We start from the raw sequence: 15,536 nt of genomic DNA, 5'->3' as shown, positions 1-15,536 counted from the left end.
TGTTACGTTTGTTACGGTTGATACGGTTTTTGACCCATTTCACCATTGGTTACCGTCGGATTTTCTGGATGAGAAGTGCTATGATCAAACTCTTTGATCTGAGGATGTTCAACTTCCGGTGTAGGTGGTTGGTTATCCTGTCTTCGTTCTTTTTCAGGCATAGATAAACTCCCTCCTTTGGTTAAGTTTAGTTTGCCCGCTTAGAGCCAACTTAAACGGGCTACACCAATGGAGGGAGTTTGTAATTGGTGTTATTTTTTACAGTAATAGACAAAAGCAGGAGGGATATTTAAGGGAATAAAATTGAGCTCAACGGAGCCAAATCTTTGCTTCAGGGCTTTACGCATATGCCAGGAGAATTGGTACATCACAAGAGCTCCATCATCAGCCAGAGTGGAATAGATGATATCGAAAAGCTGCTCCCGGAGTTGTTGTGGAAAGAGTGTAAACGGCAAACCGCAGACGATACAATCCACCTGCGTTATTCCTTGTTCATCAAGCACCTTGGGTAAATAAAGGGCATCGGAGAAAATGGGCAGGTGAGGGAATTGTTCTTTCAAATAATCCCTTAATTTATCGTCCTTTTCAAAGGTCAATAGCTTAGCCTGATTTTCCTGGCAGTAATTGTCCAGTTCGCGGGTAATGACACCGGTTCCAGCTCCAAATTCAACAACAGTGGCCGGATTGCTTTTGGCGACAAGGTCTGTAATTTCCCGCACCATAAAACTGGAACTGGGCACAACACTGCCAACTTGCGTGGGTGAGTGTAGGAACGTTTGTAAGAAAAGTTTTCTGTCCATTTTTTTCACTCTCGCTTTTTCACTCCTATCTTAGACGTTTTTATGATTCCCATTGTGAGCATCTTTCTATACTCTGGACGAGATATTATCTATATTCTATATTATTTTACAACGTTTTAGTGGTATAAAACCACTGGCGTCAGTAAATAATAGTCATTGATCACATTCACAGTTAAAGAAAAAGTGGAGGGAAGGAAGATATATGGCTTTAATACCATACGAACCATTCAGGCGTTTGGAACATATGCGCAGGGATCTGGACCGTTTTTTTCACGATTTGCCGCTGTTTAATCAAGAGCTGAATATACCCCGGGTGGATGTATATGAAACGGACACAGAGGTGATTGCTTCATGTGAACTCCCGGGACTGGAGAAAAAAGAGGATGTAGACATTGACGTACAAGAGCAACAGCTGACCATCAGCGGTGTGATCAACCGGGTGCAAGAAGTACAAGAGGAACACATGTATCGCAAGGAACGGTTTAGCGGCCGCTTTCAACGCACTGTTCCCCTGCCGGCACCTGTCTCAGCAGAAGGGACCAAAGCCACATACAAACAAGGGATTTTGGAAATCCGCATGCCTAAGCAGGAACGGACCAACCGGAAGAGAATTGATGTGGAATTTCATTAAGACGTATAAATACCCATCCTATTATAGATTTTAAAAACCAATAGCGACCCTTTATCAACGGGTCGCTATTGGTAGTGAGAGGAATGTGAAAGCGAACATTATAAACATTATTAAGTGAACATTAATCGAGGATTTCCACTTTCACCCCAGTGACACGCCCCAATGATAAAAGATCACTGTCTGGCGCATCCTTGTAAATATCGATTTTTCGTCCCCGGATGGCTGCGCCAGTATCATCGGCCCGCCGTTTTTTAACCGTACCGTCCGGAAATGTGATTTTCACCCATGTTCCAAGCGGGATGATGTTTGGATCAACGGCGATGGTTACCCCGTCTTGGGTTGGGCGGCCACTCGCTGTGATGCCGTTAATGTTATACCAAGTTACTTCAAATCCTGTTAAGACGCGTGAATTGGAGGACTGGTTACTGCTTGTGTCTTGTTTAGAAGCAGCAGGTTGACTGCTGCCAGAATCACGGCTGCGGCTGGCCACTTGAACCTGGCGCTTTTCTTTTCTGGATTGAAGTTCACGTTGAAGCCGCTTGTTTTCTTGTTCTTTTTGCTGGTTGATCTGTTGAAGTTGCTGTATCTTTTCATTGGATTCTTCCAAATCTTTTTCCAGTTCTTTAATGGTGTTCTCCAGTTCTTGTTGGGTTTCTTCAAAACGTTTCTCTATAGATTGAAGTTCTTCTTTGAGATCGGCCAATTCAGACTCCATTTGGGTGTTTTCTTGCTCCAGTGAGGCTTTCTCGGTCTCCAGGGCTTCTTTTTCTTGTTGGATGGCCTTTATTTCTTCCGCATAGGACCGGGGAATCTCATACAGTGCATACAGTTGGAGACCGATGATGGTGAGCAAGATCAATCCGATCAACACCCATTTGGTGTTTGAACTCATGACATCACCTCTGGCTATTTTCTATCTCTAGCATTATAGCGGATCAAGAAGTGATGTCAATGATAAAAAAGGTTAATACAGTTAATAAATGGTAAATTAAGGCGGCCTGTCTACCAGGTAAACGCAAGCAGGCATCATGGATTTAAGTGTTTCTTCTGCTCAGGGTTTACGCTCCATAATTTTTTTATCTGGCTTCAAGAAAAATACTGTAACTGCCAGTCAAATCATCGTGCTGTCCCCAGTTAAGATGAAAAGTATATAGGTAGAGTCCTTTTTCACTAGGGAGCGTGAACTGGTTCCCCTTTATCGTTTTCCAGGTATGTGTGCCATTGTGCCACTGTTGCAGGCGTATAAGGGAATTTTGCGGGGCGTATTTAAATTTAATTTCTAGTGTTCCTCCTGCTTTAACAGGGGCAGGCTGAGTGTTTCCCAATTGTTCAGGGCGGATCTCACCCCTTAATACAGGCACTTTCTGACCATCAACCGTGATGGTGGGGATCTGACTTCGTTTCAGCTCAGTTTGGGATTCGGCAAAATATTCCATACCTTCATTCATGTTGTTCAGTGTACATCCTGTGAAAAGGGTCAGCATGACGAAGATAAAACACCAGCGTTTCATTCTTATCCACCTCGACCGTCTTTTGTTCCTGCTGTGTTTTTATAGGGTCCCACCGATCAGCTGTGATATACATGAACAGGTATAGTCTTGGATTAGAGATCTGTTTGCATGCCCGTGCGACGGATTTTAACATCATAAGTCACGTTAATGGTGGCATTCGGAAATTCCTTTTCCCAATCTAATTGTTGCCATGTTTTGTAGTGAAATGCTTTCAGTTTCAAACCCAGTCTGAGTGCATCCACGCCGTAATTTTTCTGCACTTTGCGGATCAGTTCCTGGGCCTGTTTTTCAAGCTGTTCCTCAGCCTTTTGGGCCACATTCTCCAACACAGCTGGATCATCCAACTTAACATCGGCGTTTTTCTCTTTCACCTCAGCCTCGATTTCCACATGATAATGGGCTCTGATCTGGCCTTTGTTGGTATTAATGGTGGTCCGTGTCCGTACGTTTTCCGGATTAAGCAGGACTGGACTCCTCAGCTCATTCTCGTCCAATGAGACAAGAACCTCTCCACCTGGTGCCTCGCCCTGGAGTTGTAACAAAATCCATGTTTCACTTTCGGTGAGGGTGCCGGTCATTTTTGTTCCTTTAAATAAAGCAACCCCTTTCCACGCAACATCGTTTTTATGGGCCATGACATAGTTGGTCATGGGGTCCAGTGTACGGGTTGAAAGGGAAATATAAAAGTCCCCCAGTGAAATGTCAGGTATTTCCCCCATCCGGGCTCCGTTTTCCATCATGAGCATAATGTACACGATTGGCACTTGCTCAAGATCGTTGTAGACACGTAAGACATCCTCTGCTTTTCCCTCAGAAATTAAAAGCCACAGAATGCGCCGCATTTGGGGATTGCGCCGGAAGCCATCGATGATTTCTTTCATCCCTTCCCGGGCTACTTCCTCACTGATGACAATTACGCGGGTGTGTCCAAAAAAAAGCTGTTGGTTCAAACGTTTTTCCAGGTTGTCCATAGCTTGGCCAATGGAGAAGCCGGTAGAACTCATCACATTGACTGATTCTGCACCCCCTCCTCCCCCGCCATCACTTACTCCACCCGCAATCCGGATGGGGACAGGGATCTGAATCGTCACCTTGTACTCTTGATTGGCGTGTTCCTCCTCCCTATTGCTTGGCTTATCAACAGCAATTGCTACGACTGAGACCCGTTCTTCAAGATCACGCCGGTCCCAGCAGCCGGTAGCTGAAAATAGAAGAATGACAGATAAAATGAGACAGAAAAGACGCTTCAATGGCCGCATGGTGTCACCTTCTTCATCAGTTTAGCGGGAGTTATTCTCATTGTTATTGTTGGTTTTGTTTTGGCTATTCTGGTCAGGGGTTCCGTTTCTTTGCTGGTCAGCATGATCTCCCGGTTGTTGGGAGTTCAGTTGATTATGCTGATTGTGTCCGTTCTGGGGAATAACATATGGCGGCGGAGACAGTCCGATTTTCCTGATGCGGGCCAAAATGGACAGCAGTATTGGCACAGCACCGCTGGCCATTAACCCCGCATAACCCGCATAAGTTTGCCACTCAAACACGATATGTACATTTTCAGGAAGAAGCGCAAGCCAGTATACAAGAGGAATAAAGAACAGCGCACAGATATGGGTTTTTCCTTTGCCGACAAATTTTTTGGCCAGAAAAGAAGCAGCATAGATCAGATTGGCAGAAGAGGTGAACACGGCGGCGACCCATACACCCAAAAAGGCGGACTCTACCCTTTCCAAAATCACACCTGGCACTTCTGTGACCCTCACCAGCTCAAATGTGGGCCAAAGGAGCTTTTGCAACTCTTCTACTCCAAAAGATCCCACAGCAACGATGACAATGGCGGTATAAATGAAGAAAGGGGTGAGAAAACCGCCCACATTGGCTGGCAGCGTTTTTTTCGTCACAAACGTATAACCCCCGAAAACGGTGATAATTTCATAGCCGAGATAGGCAAAGACAGAGATAAGGATGCCTTGCAGCAAATCCTTCATGTGTAAATCTGGCCAAAGGGGCAAAAAGTATTCTAATCTGAAGCTCTGGAGAGAGAATAAGATGATTAAAACAACAGGGATTACAATAAGGGGTAAAACTAACTCATTAACTCTAGCCACCACATCCACCTCATACAACGTTAACATGTAGGCAAGAAATAACATGGTTAAAATGATCACTTCCAGCGGGGTATTAACCAGAACAGTGGTCACTACTACTTCGCCAAAGGAACGTAGCACCACGGCCACCGTAAACAACCAGTATCCAATAAACCCTATAATTAAGGGGGCAGCCACGATTTTCCCCATTATATTTGAAGCGTTTTTGGGGCCTAAAATCTCCGGAGCATAGGAAGCCATACTTTTTAAGGGAAAACGAAAACTGAGACGGGTCCAGATGATCAACAGAGCCAAAGTGACCAATCCGCCCAGGATAGTGCTAAGCCAAGCCCCCTCCCGGGCCACTTCAGACAAGGAGCGGGGAAGAGTCAGGATCCCCACACCGATCAGTGTGCTGGCAATCAGGGAGCCAGATTCTCTGGGAGTGATCACAATTCTCTCTGTTTCTGTTTGGGAAGCTTTAGCCGTTGTTGGTTTGACCATTGTTCTGCGCAGTAGCATGCGGATCGCCACCTTGCTCCTCAATTGTAGGTTGACGGTAGATGTTCTTTTGGTTAAAGGGGGTGGGTCGTTTATTCAGGTTGTTTAAGGGGGAACGAATGACTGAGTCCTTAAAGTCTGACAGACGTGCTGGCGAAAACCCCGCCGTATAAGGAACATTAAAAGATTTTAAAGAGCAGAGATGGATGATGATCATAATGACAAAGACCATGATGCCGTACAACCCAAACGTCCCAGCTATAAACATCATCGGAAAGCGGAGCATGCGCAGGGCGATGGCGGCACTGTAGTTGGGAATAACAAAAGAGGAGATGGTCGTTAACCCCACCACAATCACCATGATCGGACTGACCAGTCCGGCTTGCACAGCTGCTTCGCCAATCACCAGCGCCCCCACAATCCCGATGGTTGGACCAATCAAGCCCGGCAGGCGGACACTGGCCTCCCTCAAAATTTCAACCGCTATCTCCATCAGGACAGCTTCTACAATAGCCGGAAAGGGAACAGTAGCCCTCCCGGCTGCCATGGCAATCACCAGTTTGGACGGAATCATCTCCGGGTGAAAAGAGGTAAAAGCGATGTACAGAGAAGGAAGCAAAAGGGCAAAAAAGAAGCTGAGCACACGAATGAAACGTACTAAGCTTCCAATAATAAACCGTTCATAGTAGTCTTCAGGACTGTGATAAAACTGGATAAGGATAGCCGGGACAATCAGTACAAAAGGGGATCCGTCGACGAGGATGACCACTTTCCCTTCCAGGAGGTGGGAAGCGGCTTTATCAGGCCGTTCCGTGTATTGCACCTGGGGGAAAGGAGACCAGGGATGATCTTCAATAAACTGCTCAATATATCCGCTCTCCAGGATCCCATCGAAGGTAATGTTCTCAATTCTGTTTTTCACCTCTTGCAAGGTGTTATTGTCCACCAAACCCTCGATATACATGAGGCCTACATCTGTTTGGGTGCGTTCCCCGATTTTATAATGAATCAGACGCAGTTGGGGATCCCTGATCCGCCGGCGAATTAAGGCTGTATTGACCCGCAATGTTTCGGTAAAACCATCGCGGGGGCCTCTGATCACTTGTTCGTTATTGGGCTCTTGAACCCCTCTTGTTGCCCAGCCTTTGGTATCCACAATTAAAGCCTGGTTGATCTGATCGAAAAATAAAACACTGTCCCCGCTTAATATACTTTGCACAATTTGTTTGAACTCTCGTGTTTCTTCTATTTCACTGGCATGAAGACCTACTTTTTTGACCCACTCAAATATTTGTTGATGATCTGTCAGCAGGTGATCAGGCAATCGGTTCACAATGTCTTCTGTCAAAGCAGCAATCACATATTCATCGGTGACAAAAGGATTGGTCAAGCCGTCAATGAAACACATGGCTGCTTTGAGATGCTGGTAACCCCCTATATACAACTCGCGAATCACAAGATCTTCAGTGTTTTGGAACAGCTCTTCCATTCGCTTGACGTTGATGTCCAAAGATTCGTGCACAGAGATCCCCTGCAATGGTTCCAGTTGCTGTTTCTCGTATTCCTGTTGCAGCCTTTTCTTCTTCAGCTCCGCTACGCTTAACGGTTTGATAAATTTCCTCTTCATCATCAGGTCTCCTCAAAGCATGGTAAAATGTAAGCAAGGAAATGAACAGGGGTTATTGACTTTAAATAGTTTTTGAAGTTGCAACCATTTTATGCGTCTTGGTTTTCGGCACTGAGATTGGGTACAAAGAGGAGATGGGATATGATGTGGACAAGCATCATCTTGGCAGGAGGAGCCAGCCGGCGGATGGGGCAGCCAAAAGCATTGCTGTCCATTGAAAATAAAACCATGGTTGAACGATTAGTGGATCTTTTACGACCTTTCTCATCCGTGGTGGTGATTGTTGTTCGTGAACAGGAGCAGGAGACCATATCCGCTCTCTTGCAGAAAGAAACGGCTGTGCATATCGTGACAGATGATCCGCGTTATAAAGGAGAAGGCCCATTAGCCGGCATGTACACGGGAATGAAAACAGCACCAGCGCAATCCTATTTTGTGTGTGCCTGTGATATGCCATGTTTGGATGGGGATTATCTGCAGGGATTAAAGCAGTTCATCCAGGATAAACCGGGCTATGAGGCTTATGTGCCGTTTGCGGGTGGGCAGTATCAACCGTTTGCAGCGGTATATGGGGAGCTGGCCGCAGAAATCGAGGGACTCTTGCAGCGTTCGAGGAAACGATGGATCGATTTGTTTTCTGTACTGAAAAACGGCTATTTGATCCCAGAAGAAGAATGGCGATCATGGACCAAACAGCCGGATCCTTTTTTTAATATGAACACGCCGGAGGACTATAAGAGGATGCGCTCAGGATGGGTGTAAATGTTCATTTGATTGCCACGGATGAAACCGACTGTGGTGATATTGAGCTCGTCCGCCATCCGTAGGGCCAATTCAGTCGGGGCGGATTTGGAGAGCAGGATTCCAATGCCCATCTTGGATACTTTTAACAACACTTCTGAAGATATTCGGCCGCTGAAGGTGATGATTTTATCCCGAACAGGAATGCGGTGCACCAAACAATGCCCGTATAATTTGTCCAAGGTGTTGTGTCGGCCGATATCCGTCCGTGTGATCAGAATGCCCTCTGTGGAACATAAAGCAGCATTGTGCACCCCGCCGGTTGTTTTAAAGGTCTTGCTTTGATTTTGCATCTCAGCCATTAAAGCCAGGCATGTCTCGGCCGTAATCTCAAGTTTGGTGACAACAGTTTTAGCTGTGCGCACATCATTGTAAAAATAAAATGACTGGCGGCTTTTCCCACAGCAGGAGCCGATAAAGCGCTTGGAATGGAGCGTCTGGGCAGACGAGGTGGGGTGATGCAATTCAACATAGGCCAGGCCTTGGTCATCATCGATATTGAGTGATTTGATTTCATCGTAGCGGCGGATGACACCTTCTGAAGCCAAAAACCCGACGGTCATTTCCTCCAGATGGGTTGGTGAGCACACCAAAGTGGCAAACTCTTCCCCGTTTAAGTAAATGGTTAAAGGAAATTCGGTGACAATCTGATCCTCATAAGAGACAAACTGCTGGTCCTTGTATTTCGTCAACCGCCAGGCAGTGGTAAGCTTTGGTGTGGTCATCTTTTACTCTCCTTTGCAGGCGATTTCAGTTAAACAGAAATTGACAACCAACTTTAAAAAACGAATCTTTAAAAAACAAAAAATATATTGTCATATATACGTTACCATGATAATATTGTGTCAGACAACGTGGTTTAATGTATTTGTCATCATGAAATGGAAAATAAATTTGGTTACGCATACACTCACTATTGGCTCTTTGGTAGCGAGGGAGAGGATTGTCATGGGTAAAACCAAACATACAGGACCGATCAAACTGGACACATCCCTGACCCCTTCCCTGTGGGTCAGCAAGGTGCCGCTGGGACTGGGCAAAATCAAACCGAAACATATTCGGGACACCCTTAAAGTGGTGTGGGAAAACCGGGATAACCTGCCTTATGCCTACAGGATCCTGACCCAAGGCGTGTGCGATGGCTGTGCCTTGGGGGTGGGGGGGTTATACGACCAGACCCTGACAGGGCCCCATTTGTGCACTACTCGCCTCAATTTGTTGCGGTTAAATACAATGCCGCCTTTGGACCCGTCCGTACTAGAGGATGTCGAGGCTTTAAGAAAGCTGGACAGCACTGCGTTGCGCAAGCTGGGCCGGATTCCGTTTCCCATGTCCAGAAAGCCGGGAGAAAATAAGTTTACCCGCCTCAGCTGGGATGAGGCCCTGAACCGCATTGCAGCCAAAATCAGAAGCATTAACCCCAAACAGCTGGCCTTTTACCTCACATCCCGCGGCATGACCAACGAGGTCTATTACACAGCAACCAAAGTAGCCCGTTTTTTGGGCACTAACAACATTGACAATGCTGCCCGCATTTGTCATTCGCCCAGCAAAACAGCCCTGAAACGCTCCTTGGGCATCGGGGCTTCCAGTTGCAGTTACAAGGATTGGATCGGTACTGATGTGCTGATCTTTTGGGGATCCGTCCCTTCCAATAACCAGCCTGTCTCCACCAAGTACATGTATGCCGCCAAGAAAAAAGGGACAAAAATCATTCTTGTCAACCCTTACAGAGAGCCGTCAATGGAACATTACTGGATACCGTCTATTCCCGAGAGCGCTTTGTTTGGGACAAAGCTTGTGGATGATGTTTATCAGGTGAACATTGGCGGCGACATTGCCTTTATGAACGGGGTGATGAAACACTGGTTTGAAATGGAAGAGAAAGGAGCAGGCTCAGCCATTGATCATGCCTTTGTGCGGGAGCATACCAACGGTTTCGACGAATTGAAAGCCCATGTGTTAAAACCAGATTGGGACTTGCTGGAGAAGTCGGCCGGTGTGTCCCGCGAACGGATGAAAGAGTTTGCCGAACTGTTAGCTAAGGCCAAGTCAGGCGTCTTTGTGTGGAGCATGGGCCTGACTCAGCACCGTTTTGGAACGGACAATGTGACCCAAGTGGTCAATCTGGCTTTGTTACGGGGATTTATAGGTCGGGAGCATTGCGGAGTCATGCCCATTCGCGGCCATAGCGGGGTCCAAGGAGCCGGCGAGATGGGGGCCGAACCTATGTCACTTCCAGGCGGCGTTCCTTTGGATGAGGAGAATATCAAGCGCATGGAAGAGATCTGGGGCTTTGAGATTCCAAGATGGCCAGGCGATATTGTGGGTGTCTCCCTGGAAAATGCCTTGCTGCCCGATGACCATGAGCGCAAAACCAAAGTGTTTTATACCAGCGGTGGCAATTTCTTAGAAACCATGCCTGACCCTGATTTTGTTAAGCAGTGCCTGGAGGCTGTCGAGTTACGGGTTCATCAGGATATTATTCTTAATACCTCCACACTGGTGGATGCCAAAGAAGAAGTGATCGTGCTGCCGGCCATGACACGCTTTGAGCAACCGGGGGGAGGCACTTCAACCAGTACGGAACGCATGGTTTACTTCAGCCCGGAAATCAAAGGCCCGCGCATTGAAGAGGCCAGAGCCGAGTGGCAGATTTATATCGATCTCGCTTCCCGGGTATATCCGGAAAAAGCGCACTTGATCCAGTTTAAGGATGCACAGGCCATCCGGGAGGAAATTGCCAAAGCCAACCCCAATTATGACGGTATTCAGCATTTGAAAAAACAAGGAGATGTTTTTCAATGGGGCGGGGCCTGGCTGTGTGAAGGCGGGGTTTGCCCCACCCCGGACGGGAGAGGCAATTTAATTCCCATAGAGATTCCGGAGTTGCGCAAGACAGAAGGACAATTCTACGTTACCACCCGGCGGGGCAAGCAGTTTAACTCTATGATTTTCAGTGAACGGGACCCGGCCACCGGCGGTGAACGCCACGACATCTTTATCAATCCGGAAGATGCCAAAAAGCTGAATATCGAAGAAGGTGAGGCCATTGTGGTCTATAACCAGTTTGGCCAGTTGCAAGGCCGGGCTAAATACGCAGATGTCCGCTCCGGTAATATTCAGGTTTACTGGCCGGAAGGCAATGTGCTCCTCGAAAAAGGAGTCTATGAAAAATTCGCGGGTGTGCCCGAATACAATGTGGCTGCCGTAGTGGAAAAAGCAGACACGTACTATGCTCATAAAGACACCCGTTATGTAGAGAAGCGTATTGAGGATCTGGAAACAGAAGTGAGTTAAACGAGCTGAGACGGACAAACTGCTGACATGGGTAGAGGGAACATAGTGCTGTAAAAACAAGAGCTCCACAAAACGCCCCATGCGTCATAGAGACGTACGGGGCGCTAACATAAGGAGAATTAACCTACATAAGAGGGCTCAACCTTGAATCAATGCTTCGATCCTGGCATTGCGGGCTTGTTGTTCTTCAGCTGAAGCCAGATCATATTTTTTTAATAAATGAAATGCTTCGTTTAAAGTCGCTTGATCCACATCGGAAGTTAAGAAGGCTTTGAACCGGCTGTACAAGTCCTCAGGTAAAAACGGCGCTTGTTCTTCCAGCTTTTTGTGCACATCCTCCAAAGAATGGTCCAGTTTACATTCACTCATCTGTGACACCCTCCCACTCTTTTTCTCTATCATAATATAAAAAATATTGAAAGAAAATATTAAATGTGAAATATAAATGGTGACCTAAGGTTGTCAATTTTTTTAATCATACCTTTCCAGAATATACGGAGGGGAGTTTGTATTCAACAATATAGACACCAAACTCCCCTTTTCCTAACTACTAGACACCATTCATTAAAAGAAGCCTCTGCGGACGAAGGGCCGGCGTGGGAAAAAAGGACGGCGGAAGAATGGTCTTCTAAATCCAACAAACGCAAACGGGAAAAAGGCAGCCGCAAAGGCAATAGCAGCAATCGCAGCAAGAGCTATCGCCACTGCAAAGAAAAAGCACCAAACTTCTTCTCCTTTTTCCTTTGATGTGGTTGTTATGGCGTGCTTAGCGTCAGGTGTCCCTTCCTCAACTTTCTGCTCAAGTGAGACACCGTGTCCGAAGGGGGTAATATAAACATGGGTAGGTGTAACCCTGACAACACGGCCGGTTATTCTTCTCCCATCTCTTGTCCGGATATACGCGATACGCCCTATATTAGCCCGGAAAAGGTGATAATAACGGTGGGCCATAAGCATCCCTCCCTTTAGTTAAGGTAAAAAGCAGATTCAAAATTAGTATATGTATTTTAATTCTTGAAAGATTGGACTTGTGTATATAGACTCTCAAAAAGATTATTTAAGGAAAAGGTTGTCCAATTATTAGTTCTACTTTCTTGGTACAGGCCATAAGATGTACTAATGGATGTGTGAATGAGTAAATATAAGGAGCGGTGCGTATGGATAGTGCGATTGCTTGGACAGACGGGATATTAGCGTTTCTATTGTGGGCCAGCGGTTTGTCTGTGTTGGTTATGTTGTTCAGGGATCAACCTCACTTAACGGAGTAGATGTTTCTACTCCGTTTGTTTGTTGTTGGCCGCTTGGGATTGGTTTTCCTCCAAATCATTAATTTGAACCCCTTCCTTGCCATCTCCATTGAACCACTTTTGAACCTCTTCAGCATCCGCTTCTGCCGTAAGGCCAATATTGAGTGTTCCGCTCAGTTCCTGGACCACCAATTCTTGAATCTTGTAATTGATGTTTTCAATATGGACCGGCTTGATATTTTCCAGCTTTTGTTTCAATTCCTCATTGTCTTTCTCTAGTTTATGAAGGCGTTCTTCCAGGTGTTGGATATATTCCGGGGGTAAATAAACGTACATGTGGACCACCTCAACGGATAGTGTTAGCCACAGCCATGTGACAGAGGCCAGCTTATACCATCAGGCTCATACTATAGCGTATGACAAAATAGGTGGGGGGTTGCACATGATTAAGCCATTTGACCAATTATGAACGTGCAAGGCAGGTGCCTCGTCCATATGAATTCCCCTGACATATCTATATAGTAAGCCTTAGACACAGACGAATGTCGATGTAGCTAGGCTAAATTTGAACTAATTTCGTCATTATATGCATGTGTACAATCCCATGGTGAATAAGTGTCATAAGATATATGACATAAGTGAATAAAATAAGGTTTTGTGAGGAGGATCAATTGTGCCGTGCACTCTGTATCGGTTGTGTTGCTCCTGCATCGGAAGAACGGTAAGGATATGGACTCGAGACGGTCGGGTATTGACGGGGCGTATATGTTGGGTGACGCCATCCAGCGTTCACCTCATTCCTGTTGGGAGGCCGGTTAATCAGGAGGATGAACAGGTTACGGTTCAGTATGCCCTAGCGGATAATACTCTGCAACGGGGAACCGAAATATGGCTTTTTGGTGGCCGAATTATTGTCCCCTTAATAGCAATAATGGGTTTAACGATTGTAGGCACAGCACCGTTTTGGGGAGTCCGTTTTAAGGGCCCTTATGATAAACCATACTGATAAGGATTAACACGTAGCCCCTTGTTAGCTCACCGTTTTAATACTTGAAAAGACCTTTTCCCAGGAGGTCTTTTTTTGTGGCTCATGATGATGGATAGAATAGTTATGTGTCAAGCGTCTTTGAAGAAGCGGTGAGAAAAATGTTTCAGCTCATCTAAGTCATCAATTTCTATCTTTGTGCCTTCCTCATAGGGAGACATAATCAACCCTGTTTTTTTAAATACAGTAGGAGAGCCACACTGGGCGCAAAACGCAGCCTGGGGATGATTGACCTTGTTGCAGGGATCCCCCAGAGGACCTCCGTCATTGGTACATTTGTTTTGTAAGGGAGCTCCACAATAAGTGCAATACTTATCTTTCTCATCCGGCTTGCGTCCACAGCGGATACAATTTTCCAGCTTCATGTGTTTACCTTCCACCTCTCACTCACCAATTGCATACGGGTTCATATGATAAGATATGAACACCATATGTGGAGGGTTCATGGCGATGGTATCGAATGACCTGGATCTCAATCAATGGAAGGCCTACGCACAAAGGTTGCTGGGCAGGGATTTTTTTACCGATTTTGTGCCTGATTTAAATCTGCAAAGTACTGAGCCTAGACATAATATTTACCGTAATGCTTCTGAGGTTATAGTGTTAATCAACATTCCCTATGTGCGGGATCTCTCTCAAATCAAATTAAATGTCCGGGAACAGGAACTCTTTATAAAAGGGAAAATTGATCTGGGTTATGAGCACATGGAGACGGTCCAGAACCAGATCTTTTCAGGCAGTTTCGAAAAAACAATTCCACTTCCTGCATTGGTCAATACTAAAAGAGTGAATGCCCAGTATCAACGGGGAATTTTGAAAGTACAGCTGTTCCCTAAGTTAAAAGGAGAGGGAACAGCTGTTAACATTCAAGACATTTAATATACGGCTATTTTACTTTATACAAGTCCTAAAAAATCCCACCAGGTGTGGGATTTTATCTATAGTTGGACTTGAGGCTGATCAACAAGATCAGGATCCTTGACCACATTTAAATCAAATTTTGTGACAGGTCTGTTAAAAGCGTTACCAAAAACTTCTTGTCCTCCAACCGATTGCCCATTTGCGCTAAATCCTTTAAAAATAGCATTACCAAAGTTGACGGTTCCATTAAAGGATACATTGTGAACGCTTATAAAGCAGATGCGGTTAAAATGGGTGAACAACTCTTTATCCCTCCTTGTGCTGGATACAATAGGACAGCGTATTAAGGCAACCCATCCGATTCGGATGTTGGCCCAGGGGATAGATCTTCATCATCTGCTGCCGGAAGCGGGGCTGCCACCTGTCCGGGGTCAGGCACTTCCCCCAGAGGCACCTCTTCATCCGCGCGTGTCTCAAACTGTCGATAATAGGCGGTGGCAGTGGCCCGGTTTTGGCAAATAATCGTTTTGCCAATGTTAAGTGAGCCAATATTCGTGATCGCATTCACTCTGATATTCGTAATCCTGATGTTCATCAGCGACAGTCCTTCCCTCAAGCTTCTCCGTTCCTAGGTTTACAATTGTTTTTGAGGCTGATCAATCAGGTCAGGATCTTTGACCAGATTTTTATCAAAGTTGGTGGCCGGCCCATTCACAGCATCCCCGATAACCCTTTGCCCGCCGACTGCTTTGGCGTTGGCCGAGTGCCCCTTATGGATAACATTGCCGAAGTTGACCGAACCGTTGCTGGAAACGTTGTTGATTCTGATTCCAAATATATTATTGATATGTGTCACTGGAATCACCCGAATCACCTTTTTGGCATGTTTGATTTATTGTATGTTTAAGGGTTTGACGCGTGAGTTGTTTTTCTTTGCTCTCTGCTTTCTAAGGTCGAATGAAAGACCGGGAGCCCATTCCCCCGGTTTGAGTAAGATTGGCTTATATTGCAAGACTTCATTTAGGCCTTGATAGGCCTTGACACTACATTCTATGCACAGAAGGGAGAGATGCCATCATTAAGGGAGCTAGTTCCTTTCAAAATTTTATAATAATGCCTGTCTTTTTG

At 45.9% G+C, this 15,536-nt stretch carries 19 protein-coding genes; 4 read left to right on the top strand and 15 right to left on the bottom strand.

Annotated features, from left to right (window positions below; all coding sequences use genetic code 11):
* Positions 1-11: 11 nt before the first annotated feature.
* Together IEW48_RS05705 and IEW48_RS05700 are read right to left on the bottom strand one after the other, a co-directional pair.
* Positions 12-161, bottom strand: a complete 150-nt coding sequence (locus tag IEW48_RS05705) for a hypothetical protein (protein ID WP_188622972.1) — start codon at positions 159-161, stop codon at positions 12-14.
* A gap of 90 nt (positions 162-251) precedes the next feature.
* A complete protein-coding gene (locus IEW48_RS05700; RefSeq protein ID WP_188622971.1) occupies positions 252-800 on the bottom strand; it encodes a class I SAM-dependent methyltransferase in 549 nt (182 codons plus the stop codon).
* A gap of 202 nt (positions 801-1,002) precedes the next feature.
* Here IEW48_RS05700 and IEW48_RS05695 point away from each other — a divergent pair, with 202 nt between their 5' ends.
* The gene (locus IEW48_RS05695) at positions 1,003-1,431 is read left to right on the top strand and encodes an Hsp20/alpha crystallin family protein (RefSeq protein ID WP_188622970.1); all 429 of its coding nucleotides are present in this window, start codon (positions 1,003-1,005) and stop codon (positions 1,429-1,431) included.
* Positions 1,432-1,552: 121 nt separating this feature from the next.
* Here IEW48_RS05695 and IEW48_RS05690 read toward each other — a convergent pair whose 3' ends face one another.
* The 5 genes from IEW48_RS05690 to IEW48_RS05670 all read right to left on the bottom strand — a co-directional run bounded on the left by IEW48_RS05690 (position 1,553) and on the right by IEW48_RS05670 (position 7,157).
* Entirely contained in the window at positions 1,553-2,323 is a 771-nt protein-coding gene (locus tag IEW48_RS05690) for a 3D domain-containing protein (RefSeq protein ID WP_188622969.1), read from the bottom strand.
* Between the two features lie 184 nt (positions 2,324-2,507).
* Positions 2,508-2,942, bottom strand: a complete 435-nt coding sequence (locus IEW48_RS05685) for a hypothetical protein (RefSeq protein ID WP_188622968.1) — start codon at positions 2,940-2,942, stop codon at positions 2,508-2,510.
* Between the two features lie 92 nt (positions 2,943-3,034).
* Entirely contained in the window at positions 3,035-4,201 is a 1,167-nt protein-coding gene (locus IEW48_RS05680) for a Ger(x)C family spore germination protein (RefSeq protein WP_188622967.1), read from the bottom strand.
* A 21-nt stretch (positions 4,202-4,222) separates the two neighbouring features.
* Positions 4,223-5,548 carry a GerAB/ArcD/ProY family transporter gene (locus IEW48_RS05675; protein WP_188622966.1) on the bottom strand — a complete coding sequence of 442 codons (1,326 nt, stop codon included), beginning with the start codon at positions 5,546-5,548 and terminating at the stop codon, positions 4,223-4,225.
* The gene (locus IEW48_RS05670) at positions 5,508-7,157 is read right to left on the bottom strand and encodes a spore germination protein (protein WP_188622965.1); all 1,650 of its coding nucleotides are present in this window, start codon (positions 7,155-7,157) and stop codon (positions 5,508-5,510) included. Before IEW48_RS05670 ends, IEW48_RS05675 begins: the two co-directional genes overlap by 41 nt.
* 138 nt (positions 7,158-7,295) lie before the next feature.
* On the opposite strand from IEW48_RS05670, the gene IEW48_RS05665 reads away from it, so the two are divergent.
* Positions 7,296-7,916 carry a molybdenum cofactor guanylyltransferase gene (locus IEW48_RS05665; RefSeq protein ID WP_188622964.1) on the top strand — a complete coding sequence of 207 codons (621 nt, stop codon included), beginning with the start codon at positions 7,296-7,298 and terminating at the stop codon, positions 7,914-7,916.
* On the opposite strand, the gene fdhD is transcribed toward IEW48_RS05665, so the two are convergent.
* Positions 7,886-8,680, bottom strand: coding sequence for a formate dehydrogenase accessory sulfurtransferase FdhD (gene fdhD, locus IEW48_RS05660; RefSeq protein ID WP_188622963.1), 795 nt, complete (start codon positions 8,678-8,680; stop codon positions 7,886-7,888). The two genes, IEW48_RS05665 and fdhD, sit on opposite strands and share 31 nt — an antisense overlap.
* 223 nt (positions 8,681-8,903) lie before the next feature.
* Between fdhD and IEW48_RS05655 the strand changes: the two genes are divergently transcribed.
* The gene (locus tag IEW48_RS05655; protein ID WP_188622962.1) at positions 8,904-11,255 is read left to right on the top strand and encodes an FdhF/YdeP family oxidoreductase; all 2,352 of its coding nucleotides are present in this window, start codon (positions 8,904-8,906) and stop codon (positions 11,253-11,255) included.
* A gap of 138 nt (positions 11,256-11,393) precedes the next feature.
* Here the strand turns inward: IEW48_RS05655 and IEW48_RS05650 are convergent, their stop codons facing one another.
* From IEW48_RS05650 to IEW48_RS05635, 4 genes are all read right to left on the bottom strand, one after another.
* Positions 11,394-11,624, bottom strand: coding sequence for a group-specific protein (locus IEW48_RS05650; protein WP_188622961.1), 231 nt, complete (start codon positions 11,622-11,624; stop codon positions 11,394-11,396).
* 195 nt (positions 11,625-11,819) lie between these two features.
* A complete protein-coding gene (locus tag IEW48_RS05645) occupies positions 11,820-12,206 on the bottom strand; it encodes a hypothetical protein (protein ID WP_188622960.1) in 387 nt (128 codons plus the stop codon).
* Positions 12,207-12,529: 323 nt separating this feature from the next.
* Positions 12,530-12,838 carry a spore germination protein GerPC gene (gene gerPC / locus IEW48_RS05640; RefSeq protein WP_188622959.1) on the bottom strand — a complete coding sequence of 103 codons (309 nt, stop codon included), beginning with the start codon at positions 12,836-12,838 and terminating at the stop codon, positions 12,530-12,532.
* 780 nt (positions 12,839-13,618) lie between these two features.
* Positions 13,619-13,912 (bottom strand): zinc ribbon domain-containing protein, encoded by a 294-nt coding sequence (locus IEW48_RS05635; protein ID WP_188622958.1) that lies wholly within the window; start codon positions 13,910-13,912, stop codon positions 13,619-13,621.
* An 85-nt stretch (positions 13,913-13,997) separates the two neighbouring features.
* On the opposite strand from IEW48_RS05635, the gene IEW48_RS05630 reads away from it, so the two are divergent.
* On the top strand, positions 13,998-14,426 hold the full coding sequence (locus IEW48_RS05630) for an Hsp20/alpha crystallin family protein (protein ID WP_188622957.1): 429 nt from the start codon (positions 13,998-14,000) through the stop codon (positions 14,424-14,426).
* A gap of 59 nt (positions 14,427-14,485) precedes the next feature.
* On the opposite strand, the gene IEW48_RS05625 is transcribed toward IEW48_RS05630, so the two are convergent.
* Genes IEW48_RS05625 through IEW48_RS05615 form a run of 3 tightly spaced genes read right to left on the bottom strand, consistent with a single transcriptional unit; the run spans position 14,486 to position 15,264 of the window.
* Positions 14,486-14,710, bottom strand: a complete 225-nt coding sequence (locus IEW48_RS05625; protein WP_188622956.1) for a spore germination protein — start codon at positions 14,708-14,710, stop codon at positions 14,486-14,488.
* Between the two features lie 41 nt (positions 14,711-14,751).
* Positions 14,752-15,003 carry a hypothetical protein gene (locus IEW48_RS05620; protein WP_188622955.1) on the bottom strand — a complete coding sequence of 84 codons (252 nt, stop codon included), beginning with the start codon at positions 15,001-15,003 and terminating at the stop codon, positions 14,752-14,754.
* 39 nt (positions 15,004-15,042) lie between these two features.
* Entirely contained in the window at positions 15,043-15,264 is a 222-nt protein-coding gene (locus IEW48_RS05615; RefSeq protein ID WP_229703959.1) for a spore germination protein, read from the bottom strand.
* Between the last annotated feature and the right edge of the window lie 272 nt (positions 15,265-15,536).

The organism is Caldalkalibacillus thermarum, from assembly GCF_014644735.1.
Classification (GTDB): Bacteria; Bacillota; Bacilli; order Caldalkalibacillales; family Caldalkalibacillaceae; genus Caldalkalibacillus; species Caldalkalibacillus thermarum.
The sequence above is the reverse complement of the archived record's forward strand: the minus strand, read 5'-3'. Positions and strand labels throughout refer to the sequence as shown.

Excerpts from the sequence above, each read along its gene's own strand:
- IEW48_RS05705 (WP_188622972.1), bottom strand. The coding sequence starts at position 161 with ATGCCTGAAAAAGAACGAAGACAGGATAACCAACCACCTACACCGGAA.
- IEW48_RS05700 (WP_188622971.1), bottom strand. The coding sequence starts at position 800 with ATGGACAGAAAACTTTTCTTACAAACGTTCCTACACTCACCCACGCAA.
- IEW48_RS05695 (WP_188622970.1), top strand. The coding sequence starts at position 1,003 with ATGGCTTTAATACCATACGAACCATTCAGGCGTTTGGAACATATGCGC.
- IEW48_RS05690 (WP_188622969.1), bottom strand. The coding sequence starts at position 2,323 with ATGAGTTCAAACACCAAATGGGTGTTGATCGGATTGATCTTGCTCACC.
- IEW48_RS05685 (WP_188622968.1), bottom strand. The coding sequence starts at position 2,942 with ATGAAACGCTGGTGTTTTATCTTCGTCATGCTGACCCTTTTCACAGGA.
- IEW48_RS05680 (WP_188622967.1), bottom strand. The coding sequence starts at position 4,201 with ATGCGGCCATTGAAGCGTCTTTTCTGTCTCATTTTATCTGTCATTCTT.
- IEW48_RS05675 (WP_188622966.1), bottom strand. The coding sequence starts at position 5,548 with ATGCTACTGCGCAGAACAATGGTCAAACCAACAACGGCTAAAGCTTCC.
- IEW48_RS05670 (WP_188622965.1), bottom strand. The coding sequence starts at position 7,157 with ATGATGAAGAGGAAATTTATCAAACCGTTAAGCGTAGCGGAGCTGAAG.
- IEW48_RS05665 (WP_188622964.1), top strand. The coding sequence starts at position 7,296 with ATGATGTGGACAAGCATCATCTTGGCAGGAGGAGCCAGCCGGCGGATG.
- fdhD (WP_188622963.1), bottom strand. The coding sequence starts at position 8,680 with ATGACCACACCAAAGCTTACCACTGCCTGGCGGTTGACGAAATACAAG.
- IEW48_RS05655 (WP_188622962.1), top strand. The coding sequence starts at position 8,904 with ATGGGTAAAACCAAACATACAGGACCGATCAAACTGGACACATCCCTG.
- IEW48_RS05650 (WP_188622961.1), bottom strand. The coding sequence starts at position 11,624 with ATGAGTGAATGTAAACTGGACCATTCTTTGGAGGATGTGCACAAAAAG.
- IEW48_RS05645 (WP_188622960.1), bottom strand. The coding sequence starts at position 12,206 with ATGGCCCACCGTTATTATCACCTTTTCCGGGCTAATATAGGGCGTATC.
- gerPC (WP_188622959.1), bottom strand. The coding sequence starts at position 12,838 with ATGTACGTTTATTTACCCCCGGAATATATCCAACACCTGGAAGAACGC.
- IEW48_RS05635 (WP_188622958.1), bottom strand. The coding sequence starts at position 13,912 with ATGAAGCTGGAAAATTGTATCCGCTGTGGACGCAAGCCGGATGAGAAA.
- IEW48_RS05630 (WP_188622957.1), top strand. The coding sequence starts at position 13,998 with ATGGTATCGAATGACCTGGATCTCAATCAATGGAAGGCCTACGCACAA.
- IEW48_RS05620 (WP_188622955.1), bottom strand. The coding sequence starts at position 15,003 with ATGAACATCAGGATTACGAATATCAGAGTGAATGCGATCACGAATATT.